General features: G+C 67.3%; 15 protein-coding genes and 2 tRNA genes. 3 read left to right on the top strand and 14 right to left on the bottom strand.

Annotated elements, in window-relative coordinates:
- From murA to leuC, 3 genes are all read right to left on the bottom strand, one after another.
- Positions 1-1326: a UDP-N-acetylglucosamine 1-carboxyvinyltransferase gene (murA, locus tag K4G53_RS17400; RefSeq protein WP_079598938.1), complete on the bottom strand. Its 1326-nt coding sequence runs from the start codon at positions 1324-1326 to the stop codon at positions 1-3.
- A gap of 177 nt (positions 1327-1503) precedes the next feature.
- Positions 1504-2106: a 3-isopropylmalate dehydratase small subunit gene (leuD, locus tag K4G53_RS17395; protein ID WP_221386854.1), complete on the bottom strand. Its 603-nt coding sequence runs from the start codon at positions 2104-2106 to the stop codon at positions 1504-1506.
- A gap of 9 nt (positions 2107-2115) precedes the next feature.
- Positions 2116-3570, bottom strand: a complete 1455-nt coding sequence (leuC, locus tag K4G53_RS17390) for a 3-isopropylmalate dehydratase large subunit (protein ID WP_221386853.1) — start codon at positions 3568-3570, stop codon at positions 2116-2118.
- Between the two features lie 113 nt (positions 3571-3683).
- On the opposite strand from leuC, the gene K4G53_RS17385 reads away from it, so the two are divergent.
- Complete coding sequence (locus tag K4G53_RS17385; RefSeq protein WP_009356552.1) at positions 3684-4403, top strand: IclR family transcriptional regulator; 720 nt, start codon at positions 3684-3686, stop codon at positions 4401-4403.
- Positions 4404-4451: 48 nt separating this feature from the next.
- The gene (locus K4G53_RS17380) at positions 4452-5000 is read left to right on the top strand and encodes a DUF1697 domain-containing protein (RefSeq protein ID WP_221386852.1); all 549 of its coding nucleotides are present in this window, start codon (positions 4452-4454) and stop codon (positions 4998-5000) included.
- Positions 5001-5039: 39 nt separating this feature from the next.
- On the opposite strand, the gene K4G53_RS17375 is transcribed toward K4G53_RS17380, so the two are convergent.
- The 4 genes from K4G53_RS17375 to K4G53_RS17360 all read right to left on the bottom strand — a co-directional run bounded on the left by K4G53_RS17375 (position 5040) and on the right by K4G53_RS17360 (position 8899).
- Positions 5040-6650 (bottom strand): GTPase, encoded by a 1611-nt coding sequence (locus K4G53_RS17375; protein WP_221386851.1) that lies wholly within the window; start codon positions 6648-6650, stop codon positions 5040-5042.
- Complete coding sequence (locus tag K4G53_RS17370; protein ID WP_221386850.1) at positions 6647-8422, bottom strand: dynamin family protein; 1776 nt, start codon at positions 8420-8422, stop codon at positions 6647-6649. The genes K4G53_RS17375 and K4G53_RS17370 overlap by 4 nt, the downstream gene beginning before the upstream one ends.
- Before the next feature lie 201 nt (positions 8423-8623).
- Positions 8624-8699 (bottom strand) — tRNA-Glu (locus K4G53_RS17365).
- A 128-nt stretch (positions 8700-8827) separates the two neighbouring features.
- A tRNA-Gln gene (locus K4G53_RS17360) sits at positions 8828-8899 on the bottom strand.
- 300 nt (positions 8900-9199) lie between these two features.
- On the opposite strand from K4G53_RS17360, the gene K4G53_RS17355 reads away from it, so the two are divergent.
- Complete coding sequence (locus K4G53_RS17355; protein WP_308287911.1) at positions 9200-10762, top strand: hypothetical protein; 1563 nt, start codon at positions 9200-9202, stop codon at positions 10760-10762.
- A gap of 85 nt (positions 10763-10847) precedes the next feature.
- On the opposite strand, the gene K4G53_RS17350 is transcribed toward K4G53_RS17355, so the two are convergent.
- The 7 genes from K4G53_RS17350 to metG all read right to left on the bottom strand — a co-directional run bounded on the left by K4G53_RS17350 (position 10848) and on the right by metG (position 18921).
- On the bottom strand, positions 10848-11585 hold the full coding sequence (locus K4G53_RS17350; RefSeq protein ID WP_221386849.1) for an HAD family hydrolase: 738 nt from the start codon (positions 11583-11585) through the stop codon (positions 10848-10850).
- Positions 11585-13099 (bottom strand): glutamate--tRNA ligase, encoded by a 1515-nt coding sequence (gltX, locus tag K4G53_RS17345; RefSeq protein WP_221386848.1) that lies wholly within the window; start codon positions 13097-13099, stop codon positions 11585-11587. Before gltX ends, K4G53_RS17350 begins: the two co-directional genes overlap by 1 nt.
- Positions 13100-13156: 57 nt before the next feature.
- A complete protein-coding gene (locus K4G53_RS17340) occupies positions 13157-13933 on the bottom strand; it encodes a fumarylacetoacetate hydrolase family protein (RefSeq protein WP_221386847.1) in 777 nt (258 codons plus the stop codon).
- 16 nt (positions 13934-13949) lie between these two features.
- Positions 13950-14768, bottom strand: coding sequence for an MBL fold metallo-hydrolase (locus K4G53_RS17335; protein WP_221386846.1), 819 nt, complete (start codon positions 14766-14768; stop codon positions 13950-13952).
- Between the two features lie 230 nt (positions 14769-14998).
- Positions 14999-16111 carry a branched-chain amino acid aminotransferase gene (locus tag K4G53_RS17330; RefSeq protein ID WP_221386845.1) on the bottom strand — a complete coding sequence of 371 codons (1113 nt, stop codon included), beginning with the start codon at positions 16109-16111 and terminating at the stop codon, positions 14999-15001.
- Positions 16112-16224: 113 nt separating this feature from the next.
- On the bottom strand, positions 16225-17277 hold the full coding sequence (locus K4G53_RS17325) for a 3-isopropylmalate dehydrogenase (protein WP_221386844.1): 1053 nt from the start codon (positions 17275-17277) through the stop codon (positions 16225-16227).
- Between the two features lie 87 nt (positions 17278-17364).
- Positions 17365-18921, bottom strand: a complete 1557-nt coding sequence (metG, locus tag K4G53_RS17320) for a methionine--tRNA ligase (RefSeq protein ID WP_221386843.1) — start codon at positions 18919-18921, stop codon at positions 17365-17367.
- Between the last annotated feature and the right edge of the window lie 13 nt (positions 18922-18934).

The following is an 18934-nucleotide window of genomic DNA, read 5'->3' as shown; positions in this document are numbered from 1 at the left end:
CTACTTCGTAGTGGTGATGTCGAAGTCGGCGCCGAGTCCCGCGAGCTTCTCGGTGAAGCGTTCATAGCCGCGGTTAATGATGTCGATGCCGGTGACGCGCGAGGTGCCGGTGGCAGCCAGGGCGGCGATCAGGTGGCTGAACCCGCCGCGGAGGTCAGGGACGTCGATATCGGTGCCCTTGAGCTGCGTGGGTCCGGAGATCACGGCGGAGTGCAGGAAGTTGCGCTGGCCGAACCGGCAGGGCACACTGCCCAGGCACTCGCGGTGGACCTGGATGCTGGCACCCATGCGGATCAGGGCGTCGGTGAAGCCGAAGCGGTTCTCGTACACCGTCTCGTGGACGATGGACACGCCTTCAGCCTGCGTCAGCGCGACGACGAGCGGCTGCTGCCAGTCCGTCATGAAGCCGGGGTGGACGTCGGTTTCGAGGACCAGCGGGTTCAGCTTTCCGCCGCGGTGGTAGAAGCGGATGCCGTCCTCGCCGATGTCCATGCCGCCGCCCACCTTGCGGTAGGTGTTCAGGAAGGTCATCATGTCGCGCTGGGAGGCGCCTTCAACGAAGATGTCGCCGCGGGTCACCAGGGCTGCCGATGCCCAGGAGGCCGATTCGTTGCGGTCCGACAGGGCGCGGTGGTTGTAGCCGCCCAGGTCGCGGACGCCCTCGATGCGGATAGTCCGGTCGGTCTGGACGCTGATGATGGCGCCCATCTTCTGCAGCACGGCGATGAGGTCGATGATCTCCGGCTCGGTGGCGGCACCGGAGAGCTCGGTGATGCCTTCGGCCCGGGTGGCGCTGAGAAGGACCTGTTCGGTGGCACCAACGGACGGGTAGGGCAGGGAGATCTTGGCCCCGTGGAGTCCCTTGGGCGCGGAGATGTGGATGCCGCCCGGGCGCTTTTCCACCACTGCCCCGAACTGGCGCAGCACGTCGAGGTGGTAGTCGATGGGCCGGTCGCCAATCTTGCAGCCGCCAAGGTCGGGAATGAAAGCCTCGCCGATGGCGTGGATCAGGGGTCCGCAGAGCAGGATGGGGATGCGGGAGTCACCTGCGTGGGCGTCGATGGCGGTGCTGGGCGCGGTCTTGGCGGCCTTGGGATCCAGGGTGAGATCACCGTTGACGGGGTCTTTCTCAACCGTCACGCCATGCAGCTGCAGCAGGGAGGTGACGACCTCCACGTCCTTGATTTCCGGAACGTTCCGCAACACCGAGGGTTCGTTGCCGAGCAGTGCCGCCACCATTGCCTTGGGGACGAGGTTCTTTGCCCCCCGGACGCTGACGCGGCCTGTAAGCGGGACTCCGCCGCGGATTGTCAGAACACTACTCATATACCGGTTTCCTCACGATCACTAGCCCACAAATCCTTGCGAAGGCTCCAACCAAGCATAGGAGGTCGCGTTACCGAACCGAAATAAGGGGCTGCCGAAGGCGGGGCGTGGCGGCCGCCAAACAGCTCCGGCCCCGGCCCCGCGCCTGCGGGAAAGGGGCCGGAGGGAAAGCCCGGCCTAGGAAACCCGGGCCGGCAGCGTTTTCGGCTTGAAGCTGGGGCGGGTGGCTTCATACGCGGTGATGTCCGCCTCGTGCTGAAGCGTCAACCCGATGTCGTCCAGGCCTTCCAGCAGCCGCCAGCGGGTGTAGTCGTCGATCTCGAACGGCGCCACGATGTTGCCGCACACCACGGTCTTGGATTCGAGGTCCACGGTGACCTCGGTTCCCGGCGCGTTTTCGAGCTCTTTCCAGATGAGTTCGATGTCGTCCTGCGCCACCTGCGCCGCCAGCAGCCCCTGCTTGCCGGAGTTGCCGCGGAAGATGTCGGCAAAGCGGGAAGACAGCACGGCCTTGAACCCGTAGTCCTTCAGGGCCCAGACCGCGTGTTCGCGGGAGGATCCGGTGCCGAAGTCCGGGCCGGCCACCAGCACCGAACCGGCGCTGTAGGGCTCCTGGTTCAGGATGAAGGAGGGGTCCTTGCGCCAGGCGGAGAACAGGGCGTCCTCGAAGCCGGTGCGGGTGATGCGCTTGAGGTAAACGGCGGGGATGATCTGGTCGGTATCGACGTTGCTCTGGCGCAGCGGGACGCCGATGCCGGTGTGCTTGGTGAACTTTTCCATGGTCTTGTCCTAGGCTGCGTCGATGCGGATGGCGGCGGGTTCGGGGGCCGGTTCAAGGTCCGACGGCGAGCTCAGGGTGCCGCGCACGGCAGTGGCTGCCGCGACCACCGGTGACACCAGGTGGGTGCGCCCACCCTTGCCCTGGCGTCCTTCGAAGTTGCGGTTGGAGGTGGAGGCGCAGCGCTCCCCCGGTTCCAGCTGGTCCGGGTTCATGCCCAGGCACATCGAGCAGCCGGCGAAGCGCCATTCGGCGCCGAAGTCCTTGAACACGCGGTCCAGTCCTTCGGCCTCGGCTTCGAGCCGGACGCGGGCGGATCCGGGAACCACGAGCATGCGGACGTTCGGATCCTTCTCGCGGCCGCGGATGATGTCGGCAGCCGCCCGCAGGTCCTCGATCCGCGAGTTGGTGCAGGAGCCCAGGAAGACGGTGTCCACGCGGATGTCCTTCATGGGGGTGCCGGCTTCCAGTCCCATGTACTGCAGGGCGCGCTCGGCGGCAGCCTTGGCATTTTCGTCGCCGAAGTCCGCCGGGGACGGCACGGACTCGGACAGGGACACGCCCTGGCCCGGGTTGGTGCCCCAGGTGACGAACGGCTCCAGCGTGTCGGCGTCCAGGTCCACCTGGGCGTCGAAGGTGGCGTCGTCGTCGGTCTTGAGCGTGTTCCAGTACTCGACGGCGGCGTCCCAGTCCGCGCCTTCCGGCGCGTGCGGGCGGCCCTTCATGTACTCGTACGTGGTTTCGTCAGGCGCCACCATGCCGGCACGGGCACCGGCTTCGATGGACATGTTGCAGATGGTCATGCGGGCGTCCATGGACAGTGCCCGGATGGCCGAGCCGCGGTATTCCAGGACGTAGCCCTGGCCGCCGCCGGTGCCGATCTTGGCGATGACTGCCAGAATGATGTCCTTGGCGGTGACGCCCTGACGGAGGGTGCCCTCAACGTTGATGGCCATGGTCTTGAATGGCTTCAGGGACAGTGTCTGGGTGGCCATGACGTGCTCCACCTCGGACGTGCCGATTCCCATCGCCAGGGCGCCGAACGCGCCGTGCGTGGAGGTGTGCGAATCGCCGCAGACCACCGTCATGCCGGGCTGCGTGAGGCCCAGCTGCGGCCCCACCACGTGCACGATGCCCTGCTCGGCGTCGCCAAGGCTGTGCAGGCGGACGCCGAACTCCGCGCAGTTGTTGCGCAGCGTCTGGATCTGGGTGCGGCTGGTGAGATCGGCAATAGGCTTGTCGATGTCCAGCGTGGGGGTGTTGTGGTCCTCGGTGGCAATGGTCAGGTCCGGGCGGCGCAGTTTCCGGCCGGCCAGGCGGAGGCCTTCGAAGGCCTGCGGGGACGTGACTTCGTGGACCAGGTGGAGGTCGATGAACAGAAGGTCGGGCTGGGCGTTGGCACCGTCGCCGTCACCTTTGCGCACCACATGGGCGTCCCAGACTTTCTCGGCCAATGTCTTTGCCATGGCCATCTCCCTTCACTGCTGTTTGGCTGATAAGTCCAACTGAATCAGGACGGCTCCGCGCTGCGCCAGCCGAAAGATTTGCATCTCAGATATTGAGACGGCAATATCATTACATGGACAATTCTAGTGGAGTCGGTGTCATTGATAAAGCGGCCCAGGTGCTCGACGCACTCGAGGCCGGCCCCACCACCCTGGCCCAGCTCGTGGCTGCTACCGGCCTGGCCCGGCCCACCGTCCACCGCCTCGCTTTGGCGCTCGTCCACCACCGCCTTGTCAGCCGCGACATCCAGGGCCGGTTCGTCCTTGGCAGCCGCCTCGTGGAGCTCGCCTCGGCCGCCGGCGAGGACCGCCTGATCGCCTCCGCGGGTCCCGTGCTGATGCAGCTCCGCGATGCCACGGGCGAAAGCGCCCAGATCTTCCGCCGCCAGGGAGACTGGCGCGTGTGTGTCGCCTCCGCCGAACGTCCCATTGGACTGCGCGACACCATCCCCGTCGGCACGCAGCTGTCCATGAAGGCAGGCTCCGCCGCCCAGGTGCTGCTTGCCTGGGAGGACCACGACCGGCTCCTTGAGGGCCTGCAGTCAGCCCGCTTCACGCCCACCGTCCTGGCAGGCGTACGACGGCGGGGCTGGGGACAGAGCCTGGGCGAACGCGAGCCGGGGGTCGCCTCCGTCTCGGCCCCGGTGCGGGGCCCCTCCGGCAGGGTGATCGCCGCCGTCTCCATTTCCGGCCCGATTGAGCGGCTGACCCGCCAGCCGGGGCGCCTGCATGCGGAAGTAGTCTGCAATGCCGGCCGGATCCTGACCGAGGCCCTCCGCAAGAACAACGACTGAGGCAAGAACAACGCCTGACGCCCGGGGACCTGCCGCTAGGCTGTGGCCATGGGCAGCTATGCAGTGTTCCTCCGCGGCATCAACGTGGGTGGCATCAACATCAAAATGGCGGACCTTCGGGAGGCACTGAAGAACTGCGGGTTCGCGGACGCCAAGACGTTGCTGGCGAGTGGAAACGTGGTGCTCTCCAGCAGCCTGGATGCAGCTGGCGTCAAGCGGCAGTGCGAAAAGTGCCTCCGTGCGGCGTTCGGCTACGAAGCGTGGGTGGTGGTTCTGGACGCCCGGAGGGTGGCCGGGCTGGTGGCGGCCTGCCCCTACCCCGACGACGACAAGTCCACCCACAGCTACATCACCCTGTCATCGGACACGGCTGTCCTTGATGAGCTGGAAGCGGCCGGGTCAGCGCTGGAGAGCCATGACCAGCACCGCCTGGGTCCAGAGGCCCTGGCCTGGCTCGCCCCAGTCGGCGGAACCCTGGACAGTCCCTTCAGCAAAATCAGCGCCAAGGCCAAATTCAAGGCCGCCACCACCACCCGCAACCTGCGCACCATGATCAAAGTCAGGGACGCAGCCGCCGGCCTCGCGGGCGGCGGCTGACCGGCGCTGCCAACTTCGGGGCTGCCAACTGAGGGACGCCTACGCCGCCGTCTTCAGCGCCGCATTGAACGCGGACAGCCGGGCGATCTCCGCCTCCACCGGATCAACCACCATCTCCTGCGCCACGGCAGCAACGGCAGCGTTGAGCCGCCTCCGTGCCCGCGCGGCCCGGGCCCTGGCCGCAGCGGCAGCGATGAAGCGGCCCGTAATGGCGAGGAAAATCCCTAACACAACACCAAAAGCGATCATGAGGGTGGGCACGGGCCAGCCCTCCACCCGCGGCACCTCCGGTACCGGCATCTGGAAATAGCCCAGGGCGGCCAGGACGCCAAGCCAGCCCAGGCCGCCCAGCACCGTCAGCAGCGCCAGCCACTGCACCACGTTGAAGACGCCCCACCACCACGCCCTGCGGTTGACGCCGAGGTCCGCGCCGGCAATCGCCTGGTCGAGGGCATCCGGCAGCCGGTCCCTTCCTTCCCTGGCGGCACCCCTGATTGCTGCGCGCCAGGGGCCGGGAGCCCCGGCGCTGGCGGCGTCGGCGAACTCCCTGACGGCTGCGTCCGTCCGGGCCCGTTCCGGCGCTCCGGCCGGCGGCAGCGAGGTCCGGTTGAGGCCGGCGGGCGCGTTGCTGCGGAGGTTGAGCCGCCTCAAGGGGTCCGGCCGGAACCTGGAGAGCCAGCGGGTGACCGGCCAGCCCGTGCGGCGCACCGACTCGAGCCGGTATGACTGGGACACGGCCTGCACCACTGCGGGAACGTTTGCGGCCACGGCGAGTTCCTCGGCGAGCCGGGCTTTTGCCGCGGACCGCACGCCTGCGGCTTCGCCGTCCCCCGAAGCGTTGTGGAGTCCGCCAGCTGCACGGGATACGTCGGCTTCCAGCCGCCGTGACTGGGCCTGGCGCTCGAAGGCGACCTTCCGAATGGCGTCACGCACCCCGCCTACGCCTGCTCCGGTGACGGCGGACGACGCGAGCACGCGCACCTTGCCCAGGCCTTCCCCTGCGAGGATCCCGCGCAGGGAGTCGAGCACGGGCTCCACGTCGCGCTCCGGCAGCCTGTCCACCTGGTTCAGGACCACAAGGGTGACGGCGCCGTGGGAGGCGTGCGGCGCCAGGAAGCCGTTGTGGACCGCCGCGTCTGCATACTTCTGGGGATCGAGCACCCATACGAGGACATCCACCATGCCCACCATCCGCTGCACGATTTCACGGTTGGCGGCACGGGTGGAGTCGAAGTCGGGAAGGTCCAGCAGGATCAGGCCGCTTTCCTCGTCGGCAAAGCCCTTCACCGGCGCCGCGTGGTGCCGGTGCCCCACCTCCAGCCAGTCAAGCAGGGCGTCGCTGCCCGCTGTTCCCCAGACCCCTGCCAAAGGCTCGGACGTCGTCGGCCGGCGGGCCGCCGCCGTCGCGATTTCCGCCCCGCTGACGGCGTTGAAAAGGGAGGACTTGCCGCTGCCCGTCGCCCCGAAGAACCCCACCACAGTGTGGTCAGCGGACAATGAGCGGCGGGAGCTGGCCCGTTCCAGGACGCGGAGGGCCTCCTGCAGCGGTTCGTCGGGAAGGACTCCCTCGCCGAGGCTGCACGCGTCCTGGAGCGCCTGCAGCTGGCGGTCCAGGGAGGACTGCTTCCTGGCTCCACTGTGCCGGCTCATGCGGTGTCCGCCAGCCGGGCCAGGGCACGGGACTGCGCCGCGAGCGTTTCCGCTGCGGCCGGGTTCTCCTCCGGCAGGCGTTCGAGGAACTTTTGCTGTTCCTCCTGCAGCAGCCTGTGGCAGCGTCCGGCCAGGTCCGTGCGCGCTTTCTCCGCCATGCGCCGGACGGCGTCCTCGCCGAACACCGCCTCCAGCAGCCGCTGGCCCACGACGGCGGTACCGCCGGCTACCCCGATCTCCAGGCCCGTCAGGCCCGCGGTCATCGAGAAAACCACGATCATCAGCGCGGCCCCCAGGCCGTTTATGCCGAAGGACAGCCAGCGCGCCTGGGTCCGGCGCCCCTGGCCTTCCGTGCGGATCAGCTCCATCAGCCCTTCCTGCCAGGCGCGGATTTCCGCTGCCGCCCGCCCGGCGAAGCCCGCAGACGTTCCTGAGAGGTCATCCGTACCCAGCAGCTGCCGGCCCGCGGGGTCGGAGCGCCACCGCTGGTCGGTATCCTCGGCGGCATTGGCCGCCTCATCGAGGATCACCGCCTGCAACCCGGTTTCGATGGCGGCCTCAACCTTCACTGCCGGCGCCGGCTCACCCCGGAAGAAGGCACCCAGCCGGTCACGGAAGCGGCCCACGTTCTGCTCAAGCGCGCGGAAGAACTCACCGGTGCCCACAAAGTCCTGCCAGCGCGCCAGCACCTCGCCGCGCAGCAGGGCGCCGTCGCGGGTGGCGTCCAGAATGCGTCCGGCCGCGTCCTCGTAAGCGGCGACGGCGTCCGCTTCGAGGCGGGCCGCTGCGCGCTCCTGCTCCCGCGCAGCCTGCCCGAGCGTTTCGATGCGGGTGGCCAGCATGCGCACAGTTCCGTTCAGGGTACGGCGGGCCACGGCGGAGCGGCCGGCCGCATCGGCAGCCAGCCGGCCAAGCCACTCCCCCAGCTCGGTGACGGCACCCGCCGGCAGCATGCCCTGCGGATCCAGGGCCGTCTCCGGAATGATGAACAGCGGGCTCCCGCCGAGCCCTTCCCGGTCCAGGAGGGCCCGAAGGTCCTGGCTCACCTCGGCCTCCGCGCCGGGAGGCACCCCGTCCAGCACCACGGCCACGGTTATGTCCCGCCCGGCGGCATCCAGGAGCAGCGTCCACGGGACGGCGTCCGCGTAACGGTTTGCGGTGGTGACAAACACCCACAGGTCGGCGGCGGCCAGCAGCTGGCCCGCGAGCAGCCGGTTGTGGTCGGAAATGGAGTCAACGTCAGGTGCGTCCAGGAGTGCGACGCCGGCAGGCACCGCGGCGTCGGCAAGCAGGACAAGGGACGTTGCAGAGTCAGGGTCCGTCCGCGATGTTCCCCCGCCCGCGACGACAGCTCCACCGGCAAGGGCACCGCGGATGCGGCTGAACCCGGGCAGGACGCGCTGCCCTTCGAACCAGGCGGCTTCGTCTGGATGGTGCAGCAGGATGGGCTGGCGGGTAGTGGGACGGATTGCGCCCGCGCGGGTCACCGGATGCCCCACGAGGCCGTTCACCAGCGTAGATTTGCCGGCGCCCGTGGAACCTCCGACGACGGCGAGCAGCGGAGCATCCAGGCTCCGGTACCGCGGAAGGATGTAATCGTCGAGCTGCGCTGCTGCTGCGGCAACTTCGCGGCAGGCCTGCTCAGCGCCCGGCAACGCCAGCGGCAACGTGACCCCGGCCAGGCCCGCACGGATCTCCTCCAGCAGCGCCACCGCCTCTGCGGTGCGTGCTTCCAGCCGTGCGGCGCCTGCATGCTCGTTCCGGGAGGTCACACCAACATCATGCCAGTTCAGGCCCGGCCGGCGGCTGCCGCGGCGCGTCGCCCCCTCCAACCCGCCATCACGTTTCGCCGCTCCCCCGGCAACGCCACGTCATGTTGCACGGATTCGTGCAGGACGTGATGGGGCGTTGCACGGGAAAGGATAAACGGGAAATAAAAAATGGCCCCGGGCGTTTGCCCGGGACCATTTCGGTGGTGACCCCAGCGGGATTCGAACCCGCGTTACCGCCGTGAGAGGGCGGCGTACTAGGCCGCTATACGATGGGGCCGCGTACTTTTTTCAGCGTTTCCGCTGTTCAAGCTCAGTGAGTATTTCACACACTTTGCTTTGGTTTCAAATCGGCGGACCGACTGGAAACCTTCCGATTTGCGGGCTGAAACAGCCTGCAATCCAGAGCTGGGATACCAGGACTCGAACCTAGAATGACGGTACCAGAAACCGTAGTGTTGCCAATTACACCATATCCCAATGGCACTTTCGGGCCGGTTTTCAGGGCTTTTCCCTGCTCCGTGCGCCTCAGCACGAGAAATTACTTTACCCGAGACTTTCGGCTCGCACAAATCGACGTCCGCCATGCTTCCCGGATGCCGCCCTAACCAATCCGGCAAAACCCTTGCCCACCCTCCCACCCTGTGGTTACTCTCGAGTAAGTTACTCATCAGTAACAATCTCCCTCCCCAGTTTTCAGGGAACCCACGAGGAAACGGGAACGCCTTACCAACAACGGTCCACACCGCCGGGCAGCGTCGTCCGGCGGAGAGTTAGGAAGTGTCAGCGTTGACAACCCGCACAGCAACCATCGCATCAGCCAGACCCAAGGTCCGTTCGCAGTCCGTCGCCATCATCGCCCTGTCCCTGTTACTGGTTCTGTTCCTTGCCTTCTACACCTACCTCACAGGCCAGATCTCCAACGGCGCTGCGCGGCTGATGGACGGAGCCGAACAGGCCGCGGCCGGAGCCGCCCAGCTCAAGGACGGTTCGGGCCAGCTGGCCACGGGCGCAGGAGCCGCCAACAAGGGCGCGGTGCAGGTGAAGGACGGTGCGGGCAAGGTTAAGGACGGCAGTACGGAACTCAATGCCGGTGCGGCGGCCCTGGAGTCGGGCGCCGGCAGGATCTTCACTGGTGTCCGCGACCAGTTGGCGCCGGGGGTGGACAGGCTTCATGCCGGTACCACCAAGCTCCAGAACGATGTCCTGAACAAACTTGTCCCGGGCGTGTACCAGGTGGATGACGGCGCCCGAAAGCTTAAGGCCGGCGCCGTCGCGCTTTCCGCGGCACTGACCCCCACGGCATCCGGAAACGCGCCAAACAATCTGGCGGACGGCGCGGGGCAGCTGGCAGCGGGGACCAACCAGCTTGCGGCGGGAGCCGGACAATTGGATGCCGGGGCTGGCAGCCTCAACGCCGGAACTGCGGCGCTGAAGAACGGAACAGCCCAGCTGAAGGGATACCCGGGGGCGGGAAGTGATCCCACCAAGGGCGACGGGCTCGCCGCCCTCAGCCAGGGACTGGACCAACTCGAAGCGGCTGCCAACGGGCCCCAGGGCCTGGTGCCCCTTGCGGTGATAAAGGACCAGATCGCCAAACTGGCCGACGGCGGCCGGCGGGCCTATGCAGGGGCGGGCCAGCTCGACGCGGGCGCCGCAAAGCTGAACGACGGCGCCGGGCAGCTGAAGGCGGGAACGGTCAGGTTGAGCACGGGGGCCAGCCAGTTGGACGACGGCGCGGGGCGGCTGAAGGCAGGCTTCGCCACCTTGGCGGAAAAGCTCAACGCCACGGACCCCCAGAATCCCGGGGTAGTCCTGGGCACTTCGATGCTGGCCGACGGCACGGCCAAAATCAGGGTGGGAATGGACGGCGTTCCCGGTAACCCGGACAGCCCCGGCCTGATTTACGCCGCCACCAACCTGCAGGACGGCACCACCAAACTCAGCGCCGGAATCAACGGGGATGGCGACCCGGCAAAGCCCGGGCTGCTGGCTGGAACCCAAGCCCTCTCCGACGGCACAACCACGCTGAGCCGGGGAACAGGCCAGCTGCAGTCGGGCTCAACCCGGCTGGCTGACGGAACCGGACAGCTCGCCGAGGGAAATGGCAAGTTGGACGACGGTTCGGGCAAACTCGCCGAGGGTGCCGGCAAGCTGGCCGACGGCAATTCACGGATCGCGGCCGGAACCCAGGAGCTGCACACGAAGGTTGCGGCTGTGTCGCCATCGTCGTGGCTCAACGACCCTGCAACCGCGCTGTTGCTGGCGGCACTCCTGGTGGCTGCCGCCGTCGCCGCCTACCTGGTCCTCCGCAGGCGTGCCCTGCGTTTCAAGGCCGCCTGACGGCCGAGGGCAATTCGCTGGCGCGACGGCCGCGGTCCTTTCGGCCGCGGCCGTCGCATTCTGCGCCTATTGCAGCAGCTGGGGCCTATGGCAGCAGCTGGTTCAGGGAAGCCACCATGCCGCCCTCGAAACCCCCCACGACCTCGCCCGAGCGGTTAAGCCACACACCCAGCAGCCCTGCCGCCGTGGAACCCTCCGCGTCCAGCAGCCGGTTGTCGCCGACATAGAGGGTTTCCCCCGGCGCGGTGCCCAAAAGCCTCACGCCCTCGAGGTACATGGCCGGATCAGGCTTTGCCACGCCCAGGGTGTCTGTGCCCACCAGGTGGGTGACCCGTTCCAGACCGGCGCCGTCCAGCTTGGCCCGCTGGTAGTCATGGACATTGTTGCTGACCGCCCCGTAGGGGATGCCAACACGGTCCAGGACGTCCAGCAGGGGAAGCACATCCGGAAACGGCTTCACATAGGACGGCTGCTTCTCCATGTACGCCGAGAGCCAGCGGTGCGATTCCTCCCCCTCGGCCAGTTCGACACCGAAGTGCCCCAGCGCGGCGCGGCCCCGGAGCAGGCGCTGTTCGTTGAAGGTCAGCTCACCCGCCAGATACCGGTCGTAGTAATGCGTGGTCTCGTGCGTGAAGATCCGGCCGAACCGCTCCCACCCGGCCTGGTCGAGTCCGGGCAGGAGATGTTCGCTGACCTCCCGCAGCGCGGTGGTCATCGAGTACTCGAGGTCCACCAGGGTGTCATCGATGTCGAAAAGGACGCCCCGGACCGTCCCGAAACGGGTTTCGAGGACGCCCGCGCGAGCCTTGCTGGGAGCCGACATCAGCCGCGGAAAGCCTGGAGCCTGCGCAGGGATGACTCCTTGCCCAGGATCACCATCGACTCGAACAGCGGCGGGGAAATGCGGCGGCCGGAAACAGCCGTGCGCACGGGCCCGAACGCCAGCCGGGGCTTAATGCCCAGGTCCTCCACGAGCGCCTGCTTCAGTGCGGTCTGGATGTCCTCCGCCGTCCAGTCCTCCACGGCGTCCAGCGCGGCGATGGCGGCGTCCAGCACCTCGGTGAGGTTGGCGGGCAGTCCCTTGCGGGCGTCGTCGGCAATGTCGATGGCGTCGTCCGCCTTGAACAGGAACGCCAGCATGTCCGGCGCCTCGCCCAGCAGGGTGATGCGCTCCTGGATCAGGGGTGCGGCTTCAGTGACGATTTCCTCTTCGCGGTCGGTCAGGATCTCCCCCACCAGGCCCGCTTCGCGCAGGTAGTGCACCACCCGGTCCCGGAACACCCCGGGGGCGAGCATCCGTACATGGGTGCCGTTGATGGCCTCGGCCTTCTTCAGGTCGAAGCGTGCCGGGTTGGCGAGGACGTCGTGGATATCGAAGTGCTCAACGAGCTGTTCGACGGTGAAGATGTCCTCGTCGGCGCTGAGCGACCAGCCCAGCAGGGACAGATAGTTCAGCAGGCCCTCCGGAATAAAGCCCCGCTCGCGGTGCAGGAAGAGGCTGGACTCGGGGTCCCGCTTGGAGAGCTTCTTGTTGCCCTGCCCCATCACGTAGGGCAGGTGGCCGAATTCCGGCATGTATTCGGCAACGCCGATCGCGTACAGCGCCCGGTACAGGGCGATCTGGCGGGGCGTGGAGCTGAGCAGGTCCTCGCCGCGGAGCACATGGGTGATGCCCATGAGGGCGTCGTCCACGGGGTTTACCAGCGTATACAGGGGCGCGCCGTTGGCCCGCACCACCGCGAAGTCGGGGACGGATCCGGCCTTGAAGGTGATGTCGCCGCGGACCAGGTCGGTGAAGGTGATGTCCTCGTCCGGCATGCGCAGGCGGAGGACCGCCTGGCGGCCTTCAGCCTTGTACTGGGCGAGCTGCTCCTCGGTCAGGTGGCGGTCGAAGCCGTCGTAGCCCAGCTTCGGGTCCCGGCCTGCCGCGCGGTGGCGCGCCTCGATTTCCTCCGGGGTGGAGAAGGACTCGTAGATGAATCCGCCGTCGTGCAGCCGCTTGATGACATCCTGGTAGATGTCGCTGCGCTGGGACTGCCGGTAGGGCTCGTGCGGGCCGCCCACCTCAACGCCCTCGTCCCAGTCGATACCCAGCCACTTCAGCGCATCCAGCAGCTGGTGGTAGCTTTCCTCGCTGTCCCGCGCCGAATCCGTGTCCTCGATCCTGAACACCAGGGTGCCCTTGGTGTGCCGGGCGTAGGCCCAGTTGAAGAGGGCGGTCCGGATCAGGCCGACGTGCGGGGTGCCCGTGGGCGAGGGGCAGAACCGGACCCGGACCGGGGTCTCGGCAGTGACAGGCGGAATGGAGGCGGCAGGCGACGAGGAAGCGATAGTCATAGTGGCTTCAACTTTACCGCCTCGGCCAGGGCCCGGTTCTTTGCCCTCCGGGTGGGATCAGCGGCGCACGATCGGGTTGGCAAGCCGGCCGATGCCCTCGATCTCCACTTCGAAGCGGTCACCCTCCTTGACCAGGCCGACGCCGGCCGGCGTGCCTGTCATGATCACATCGCCGGGCAGCAGGGTGAACGCCTGCGAGACCACGGACACCAGTTCCCGGACGCCGCGGATCATCTGGCTGGTGCTTCCGTCCTGGCGCACCTCACCGTTCAGCCGGCCTATGATCTGGAGGTCTTCGGTGTCGAGGTCGGTCTCGATCCAGGGGCCCAGCGGGGCGGAGGTGTCGAAGCCCTTGGCGCGGGTCCACTGCAGGTCGGTCTTCTGGACGTCGCGGGCGGTGAGGTCGTTGCCGCAGGTGTACCCGAAGATGACGTCGTCCACGCGGTCTTCCGGCACGTCCTTGCAGATCCGCCCGATCACCACGCAGAGTTCGGCCTCGAAGGAGACTTCTTCGGAGAATTCCGGCAGCACCACGGGATCGTTGGGACCCACGACGGCGGTGTTGGGCTTGAGGAAGAGCAGCGGCGAGGCGGGTACCTCGTTGCCCAGTTCATGGGCGTGCTCCACGAAGTTCCGGCCGACGCCGATGACCTTGCTGCGAGGGATGATCGGTGCCAGCAGCCGGACGTCTTCGAGCTTGTGGCGGACGGAGGTGCGCTCCACGCCGTTGAAGAAGGGGTCGCCATGGATGACAGTGATCTCCTCACTGCCGGGCTCACCGTCCACCACGCCGTAGAGGGGATCGGAATCGACAACAAATCGGGCAATACGCATGGCTCCTACCCTACCGTTACGCCGGTGGCCTCCCGCCGCCTGCAGCGCCCGCGCCGCGCAGGTAGGAAAGCTGAGCGGCGACGGACATTTCGGCAGCGCGCCGGACTGAACGGTCGACGTCGGAATAGACCTCGTCGGCCACCTCGCCTACGGATGCGTCCTGCCCCAGCCGTCCCAGCGCGGCGCGGATCTGCGCCAGGCGTTCCTCCCGGTGCCGGCGGTAGTCCCGGACGACACCTTCCAGTGAGGGCAGCACCGGGCCATGCGCCGGGAGGACGGTGGCCGGTCCCAGCGCCTCCAGCCGGTCGAGGGATGAAAGATAGTCGCCCAGGGTTCCGTCCGGGTAGTCCAACATGGTGGTACCCCGGCCCAGGACGGTATCGCCCGTCAGGACCGAACCGTGCGCCCCGTCCCCTGGCAGGTGGAAGCAAACGGAGTCGGAGGTGTGGCCCGGCGTGGCCAGCACCGCGATGTCCAGGCCGGCTGCGTGGATGGTTTCGCCCGGGAGCAGCGGCGCTCCCCCGCCGTGGCAGTGGGCAGGGTCCGCCGCCCGGACCGGCGCCCCGGTGAGTTCGTGCAGGCGGGCGGACCCTGCCGTGTGGTCCGCGTGGCGGTGGGTCACCAGGACGAGTTCGACGGCGCCCGCCCGGGCAAGTGCGTTGAGGTGGCTTTCGTCGTGCGGGCCGGGGTCGACGACCACCAGGGTGGGGTGGCCAGGGGCACGCAACAGATAGGAGTTGGTGCCGTCCAGGCTCATGGGCCCCGGATTGGGAGCGAGGACGAACTGCGTCAGGGCGGAGCTGCGCTGCAGGACGGAACCGGAAGGTGGAGTCACCCACCCATCCTTGCATCCGGAGCCGTCCCTCCCCCAGCTGACGCGGCGCAGCGCTGACCCCGGCCGTCGGCGCTTTCGGAACCGCCGGCGAATCCTAAGCCTGTTCGCAAAACCCTGCCTTCAAGGCTCTGCTCTGCGCACAACCCCAGGACGGGCCGCTTCCGTGCCTGAACCAACGGCGGGTGCCCGGCTCTCAGCCGGGCACCCGCCGTCGTACTTTTACAAGTGGACTACGCCAGGCGGGTCAGCCAGCCGTGGGTGTCGGGTTCGGCGCCGGTCTGGATGCCAAGGAGCTTTTGGCGGATGGCCATGGTGGTCTCCCCCGCCTTGGCGTCCTCGGAGCCGATGAACTCTGTGGCGTCCTTCAGCACGCCGATCGGGGTGATCACGGCGGCGGTACCGCAGGCGAACACCTCGGTGATCTCGCCGGAGGCAACGCCGTCGCGCCATTCGTCGAGGGTGATCTTGCGCTCGGCCACCTCCCGGCCCATGTCCTTGGCGACCTGGATCACGGACATCCGGGTGACGCCTTCCAGGATGGTGCCGGTGAGCGCGGGCGTAACCAGCGAGCCGTCCTTCATGACGAAGAACACGTTCATGCCGCCCAGTTCTTCCACGGCGTCGTCGTTGAAGTGGTCCAGGAAGAGGACCTGCTTGCAGCCATTGGCCTCCGCCTCCTGCTGGGCGATAAGCGAGGCAGCGTAGTTGCCGCCGCACTTGGCATCGCCGGTGCCGCCGCGGCCGGCGCGGGCGTACTGGCGGGAGATCCAGATGGAAACGGGCTTGAGCTCGCCGCCGAAGTAGTTCCCGGCCGGCGAGGCGATCACCCGGAAGGACACCTCACGCGCGGCGCGGACGCCGAGGAACGCTTCGGTGGCAATCATGAACGGCCGCAGGTACAGGGCCTCGCCGTCGCCGGTGGGGACCCATTCCTTGTCAGCGGCCACCAGTTCGCGGATGGCGCCAAGGAAGTATTCGGCAGGAAGCTCCGGAAGCGCCAGCCGGCGTGCGGACTTGTTCAGGCGCGCGGCGTTGGCCTCGGGCCGGAAGGTCCAGACGGAGCCGTCGGCGTGGCGGTAGGCCTTGAGCCCTTCGAAGATCTCCTGGCCGTAGTGGAAGACAGCGGCTGAGGGGTCGAGGACGATCGGCCCGTAGGCTTCGATCCGGGCATCGTGCCAGCCGCCGTTGCCGTCCGCGTCGACACTGTAGTCGACAATGGCGGTGTGGTCGGTGAAGTAGTTGCCGAATCCCGGGTTTGCCAGGATGGCTGCACGCTCTTCAGCAGACTTCGGGTTGGCCGAGGGCTGCCGGGTGAATTCGACGCCATGGGCGGTCTGAGTCATGGTTCCTCCACGATCGGCCGCCCGGTGGTTCAGCGCTGAACAACAAGGCGGCATTTGGTGATTCGAGACAAGCTTACGCCCGAAGCCGGCGGCAACCCGCCGGGGCAGTACAGCTAGAGGCCGGCGGCGATGGCGTCGCCGATGGCACTGGTGCTGCGTGCGGTGCCGTCGCGCTTTTCGACGTCGGCGGCCACGGCGGCCTCGATCCTGCGGGCTGCTTCCGCGTAGCCCAGGTGGTCCAGCAGGAGGGCGGCGGAGAGGATGGCTGCCGAGGGGTCTGCCTTGCCCTGGCCGGCAATATCCGGAGCGGAGCCGTGGACCGGTTCGAACATGGACGGGGCGGTGCGGTCCATGTTGATGTTGCCCGATGCGGCCAGGCCGATGCCGCCGGTGACGGCAGCGGCGAGGTCGGTGAGGATGTCGCCGAAGAGGTTGTCCGTGACGATCACATCAAAGCGGGAGGGGTCGGTGACCATGAAGATGGTGGCGGCGTCCACGTGCAGGTAGTCGTGGGTGACCTCCGGGAATTCCTGGGCGACGGCCTCGACGGTGCGCTTCCAGAGGTGCCCTGCGTAGACCAGGACGTTGTGCTTGTGGACGAGGGTGACGTGCTTGCGTTCACGGGCGCCGGCACGGCGGAAGGCATCACGGACCACGCGCTCCACGCCGTGGGCGGTGTTCAGGGACACCTCGGTTGCCACCTCGTGCGGTGTTCCTGCCCGCAGCGTACCGCCGTTGCCAACGTAGGGGCCCTCGGTACCTTCGCGGACCACGATGAAGTCGATAGTGCCGGGGTTGGCCAGCGGGCTGCCCACTGTTCCGTACAGCCGGGACGGCCGCAGGTTGACGTAGTGGTCCAGGCTGAACCGCAGCTTCAGCAGCATCTCGCGCTCGATGAGCCCGGACGGGATCCGGGTGTCGCCGGGTGCAGCGCCGACAGCGCCGAACAGGATGGCATCGCGCGTTTTGAGGTCCTCCAGGACATGGTCCGGCAGGGTTTCCCCCGTGGCCAGCCAGTGCCCGGCGCCGAGGTCGTAGTGTGTCTGCTTGAGTTCGACACCCTCAGCGGCCACAGCCTTTTCCAGGACTTTGACTGCCTCGGCAATGACTTCGGGGCCGATGCCGTCGCCGGGAATTACTGCAAGATCAATGGAGGATGCGCTCATGCTTTCAGGGTAGCCAAGACATCCATATGCTGGTCAAGCCGTCTCAGCTTTTGGACATGGGCGCATCCGCCAGGGTGTGGGGGTTCCTTACGCCGCGGGTTCCTCGAATTTGGGGAACACGGGACTGGGAGCGGGCAGGGCAGTGCCGGCCGCGATGGGCGTTCCAATCGCGGAGAACTGGCGGGCGTCGCCTTCCGGCTGTCCCAGCGCGTCCAGCAGCTTCGCCGTGGCGTTCGGCATCACGGGCTGGGCCAGGATCGCCACGATCCGCAGCACCTCCAGTGTCACGTACAGCACGGTGTTCATGCGTTCGACGTCGGTCTTCCGCAGCACCCACGGGGCCTGCTCGGCGAAGTACGCGTTGGTATCGCCGAGGACGTGCCAGATGGCTTCCAGCGCCCGGCTGAACTCCTGCTTGTCGAAGGCGGCACGTGCGGCGTCGAGCAGTCCGTTGGCCTTGGCCAGGATGGCGTTGTCCGCCTCGGTGAACTCCCCAGGAGTGGGCACTGCCGCCCCGCAGTTCTTGGCCACCATGGACAGGGAGCGCTGGGCGAGGTTGCCGAAGTTGTTCGCCAGGTCGGAGTTCATCCGCCCTACGATCGCCTCGTGGTTGTAGCTGCCGTCCGCACCGAACGGCACCTCGCGCAGGAAGAAGTAGCGCACCTGGTCCAGGCCGTACTGCGCCACGAAGTCCGCGGGGGCCACCACGTTGCCCAGCGACTTGGACATCTTGACCCCGTTGTTGTGCAGGAACCCGTGGATCATGACCCGCTTGGGCAGCTCCAGCCCGGCGCTCATCAGGAAGGCCGGCCAGTAGATCGCGTGGAAGCGGGAAATATCCTTGCCGATGATGTGGACGTCGGCGGGCCAGAACTTCCGGAATTTCTCTGAATCGACGTCCGGGTAGCCAACACCCGTGAGGTAGTTGGTCAGCGCGTCCACCCAGACGTACATCACGTGCTTGTCGTTTCCGGGGACGGGGACACCCCAGTCGAAGGTGGTGCGGCTGATGGACAGGTCCTCGAGGCCGCGCTTGACGAAGCTGATGACCTCGTTGAACCGGTACTGGGGGGCGCCGAATTCCGGCTGCGCCTCGTACAGTGCCAGCAGCTTGTCCTGGTAGGCGGAGAGCCGGAAGAAGTAGCTCTCCTCGGCCGTCCACGTCACCTCCGTGTCCGTCTCCTTCGAGTACCGCACGCCGTCGTCCTTGACCACGGTGTCATCTTCGCCGTAAAAAGCCTCGTCCCGGACCGAATACCAGCCCTCGTACTTGGAGAGGTAGATATCGCCGTTGGCCTCCATCTTCTTCCAGAGCGCCTGCGAGGCCGTGTAGTGGTCCTCGTCGGTGGTCCGGATGAAGCGGTCGTAGCTGATCCCCAGGGCGGAGTGCGCAGCCTTGTAGATGTCCGCGTTCCGGTTGACCAGTTCCTTGGGAGTGATACCTTCCTTCTCCGCGGTCTGGGCGATCTTCATGCCGTGCTCATCCGTGCCGGTCAGGAACATCACGTCATAGCCGTCCAGGCGCTTGAAGCGGGCCATGGCGTCGGTGGCTATGTACTCATAGGCGTGGCCGATGTGCGGCACGCCGTTGGGGTAGGTGATGGCCGTGGTGATGTAGAACGGCGTTTTCTCTGGAGCAGTCACGGTTGGACGTTTA

The organism is Arthrobacter sp. MAHUQ-56, from assembly GCF_019710585.1.
Taxonomy (GTDB): domain Bacteria; phylum Actinomycetota; class Actinomycetes; order Actinomycetales; family Micrococcaceae; genus Arthrobacter.
The sequence above is the reverse complement of the archived record's forward strand: the minus strand, read 5'-3'. Positions and strand labels throughout refer to the sequence as shown.

Bases quoted from the DNA above. Each gene is read 5' to 3' on its own strand.
- K4G53_RS17325 (WP_221386844.1), bottom strand. From the start codon at position 17,277: ATGAGCGCATCCTCCATTGATCTTGCAGTAATTCCCGGCGACGGCATC.
- murA (WP_079598938.1), bottom strand. From the start codon at position 1,326: ATGAGTAGTGTTCTGACAATCCGCGGCGGAGTCCCGCTTACAGGCCGC.
- leuD (WP_221386854.1), bottom strand. From the start codon at position 2,106: ATGGAAAAGTTCACCAAGCACACCGGCATCGGCGTCCCGCTGCGCCAG.
- K4G53_RS17340 (WP_221386847.1), bottom strand. From the start codon at position 13,933: ATGCGTATTGCCCGATTTGTTGTCGATTCCGATCCCCTCTACGGCGTG.
- K4G53_RS17380 (WP_221386852.1), top strand. From the start codon at position 4,452: ATGGGCAGCTATGCAGTGTTCCTCCGCGGCATCAACGTGGGTGGCATC.
- leuC (WP_221386853.1), bottom strand. From the start codon at position 3,570: ATGGCAAAGACATTGGCCGAGAAAGTCTGGGACGCCCATGTGGTGCGC.
- K4G53_RS17350 (WP_221386849.1), bottom strand. From the start codon at position 11,585: ATGTCGGCTCCCAGCAAGGCTCGCGCGGGCGTCCTCGAAACCCGTTTC.
- K4G53_RS17385 (WP_009356552.1), top strand. From the start codon at position 3,684: ATGGACAATTCTAGTGGAGTCGGTGTCATTGATAAAGCGGCCCAGGTG.
- K4G53_RS17330 (WP_221386845.1), bottom strand. From the start codon at position 16,111: ATGACTCAGACCGCCCATGGCGTCGAATTCACCCGGCAGCCCTCGGCC.
- gltX (WP_221386848.1), bottom strand. From the start codon at position 13,099: ATGACTATCGCTTCCTCGTCGCCTGCCGCCTCCATTCCGCCTGTCACT.
- K4G53_RS17375 (WP_221386851.1), bottom strand. From the start codon at position 6,650: ATGAGCCGGCACAGTGGAGCCAGGAAGCAGTCCTCCCTGGACCGCCAG.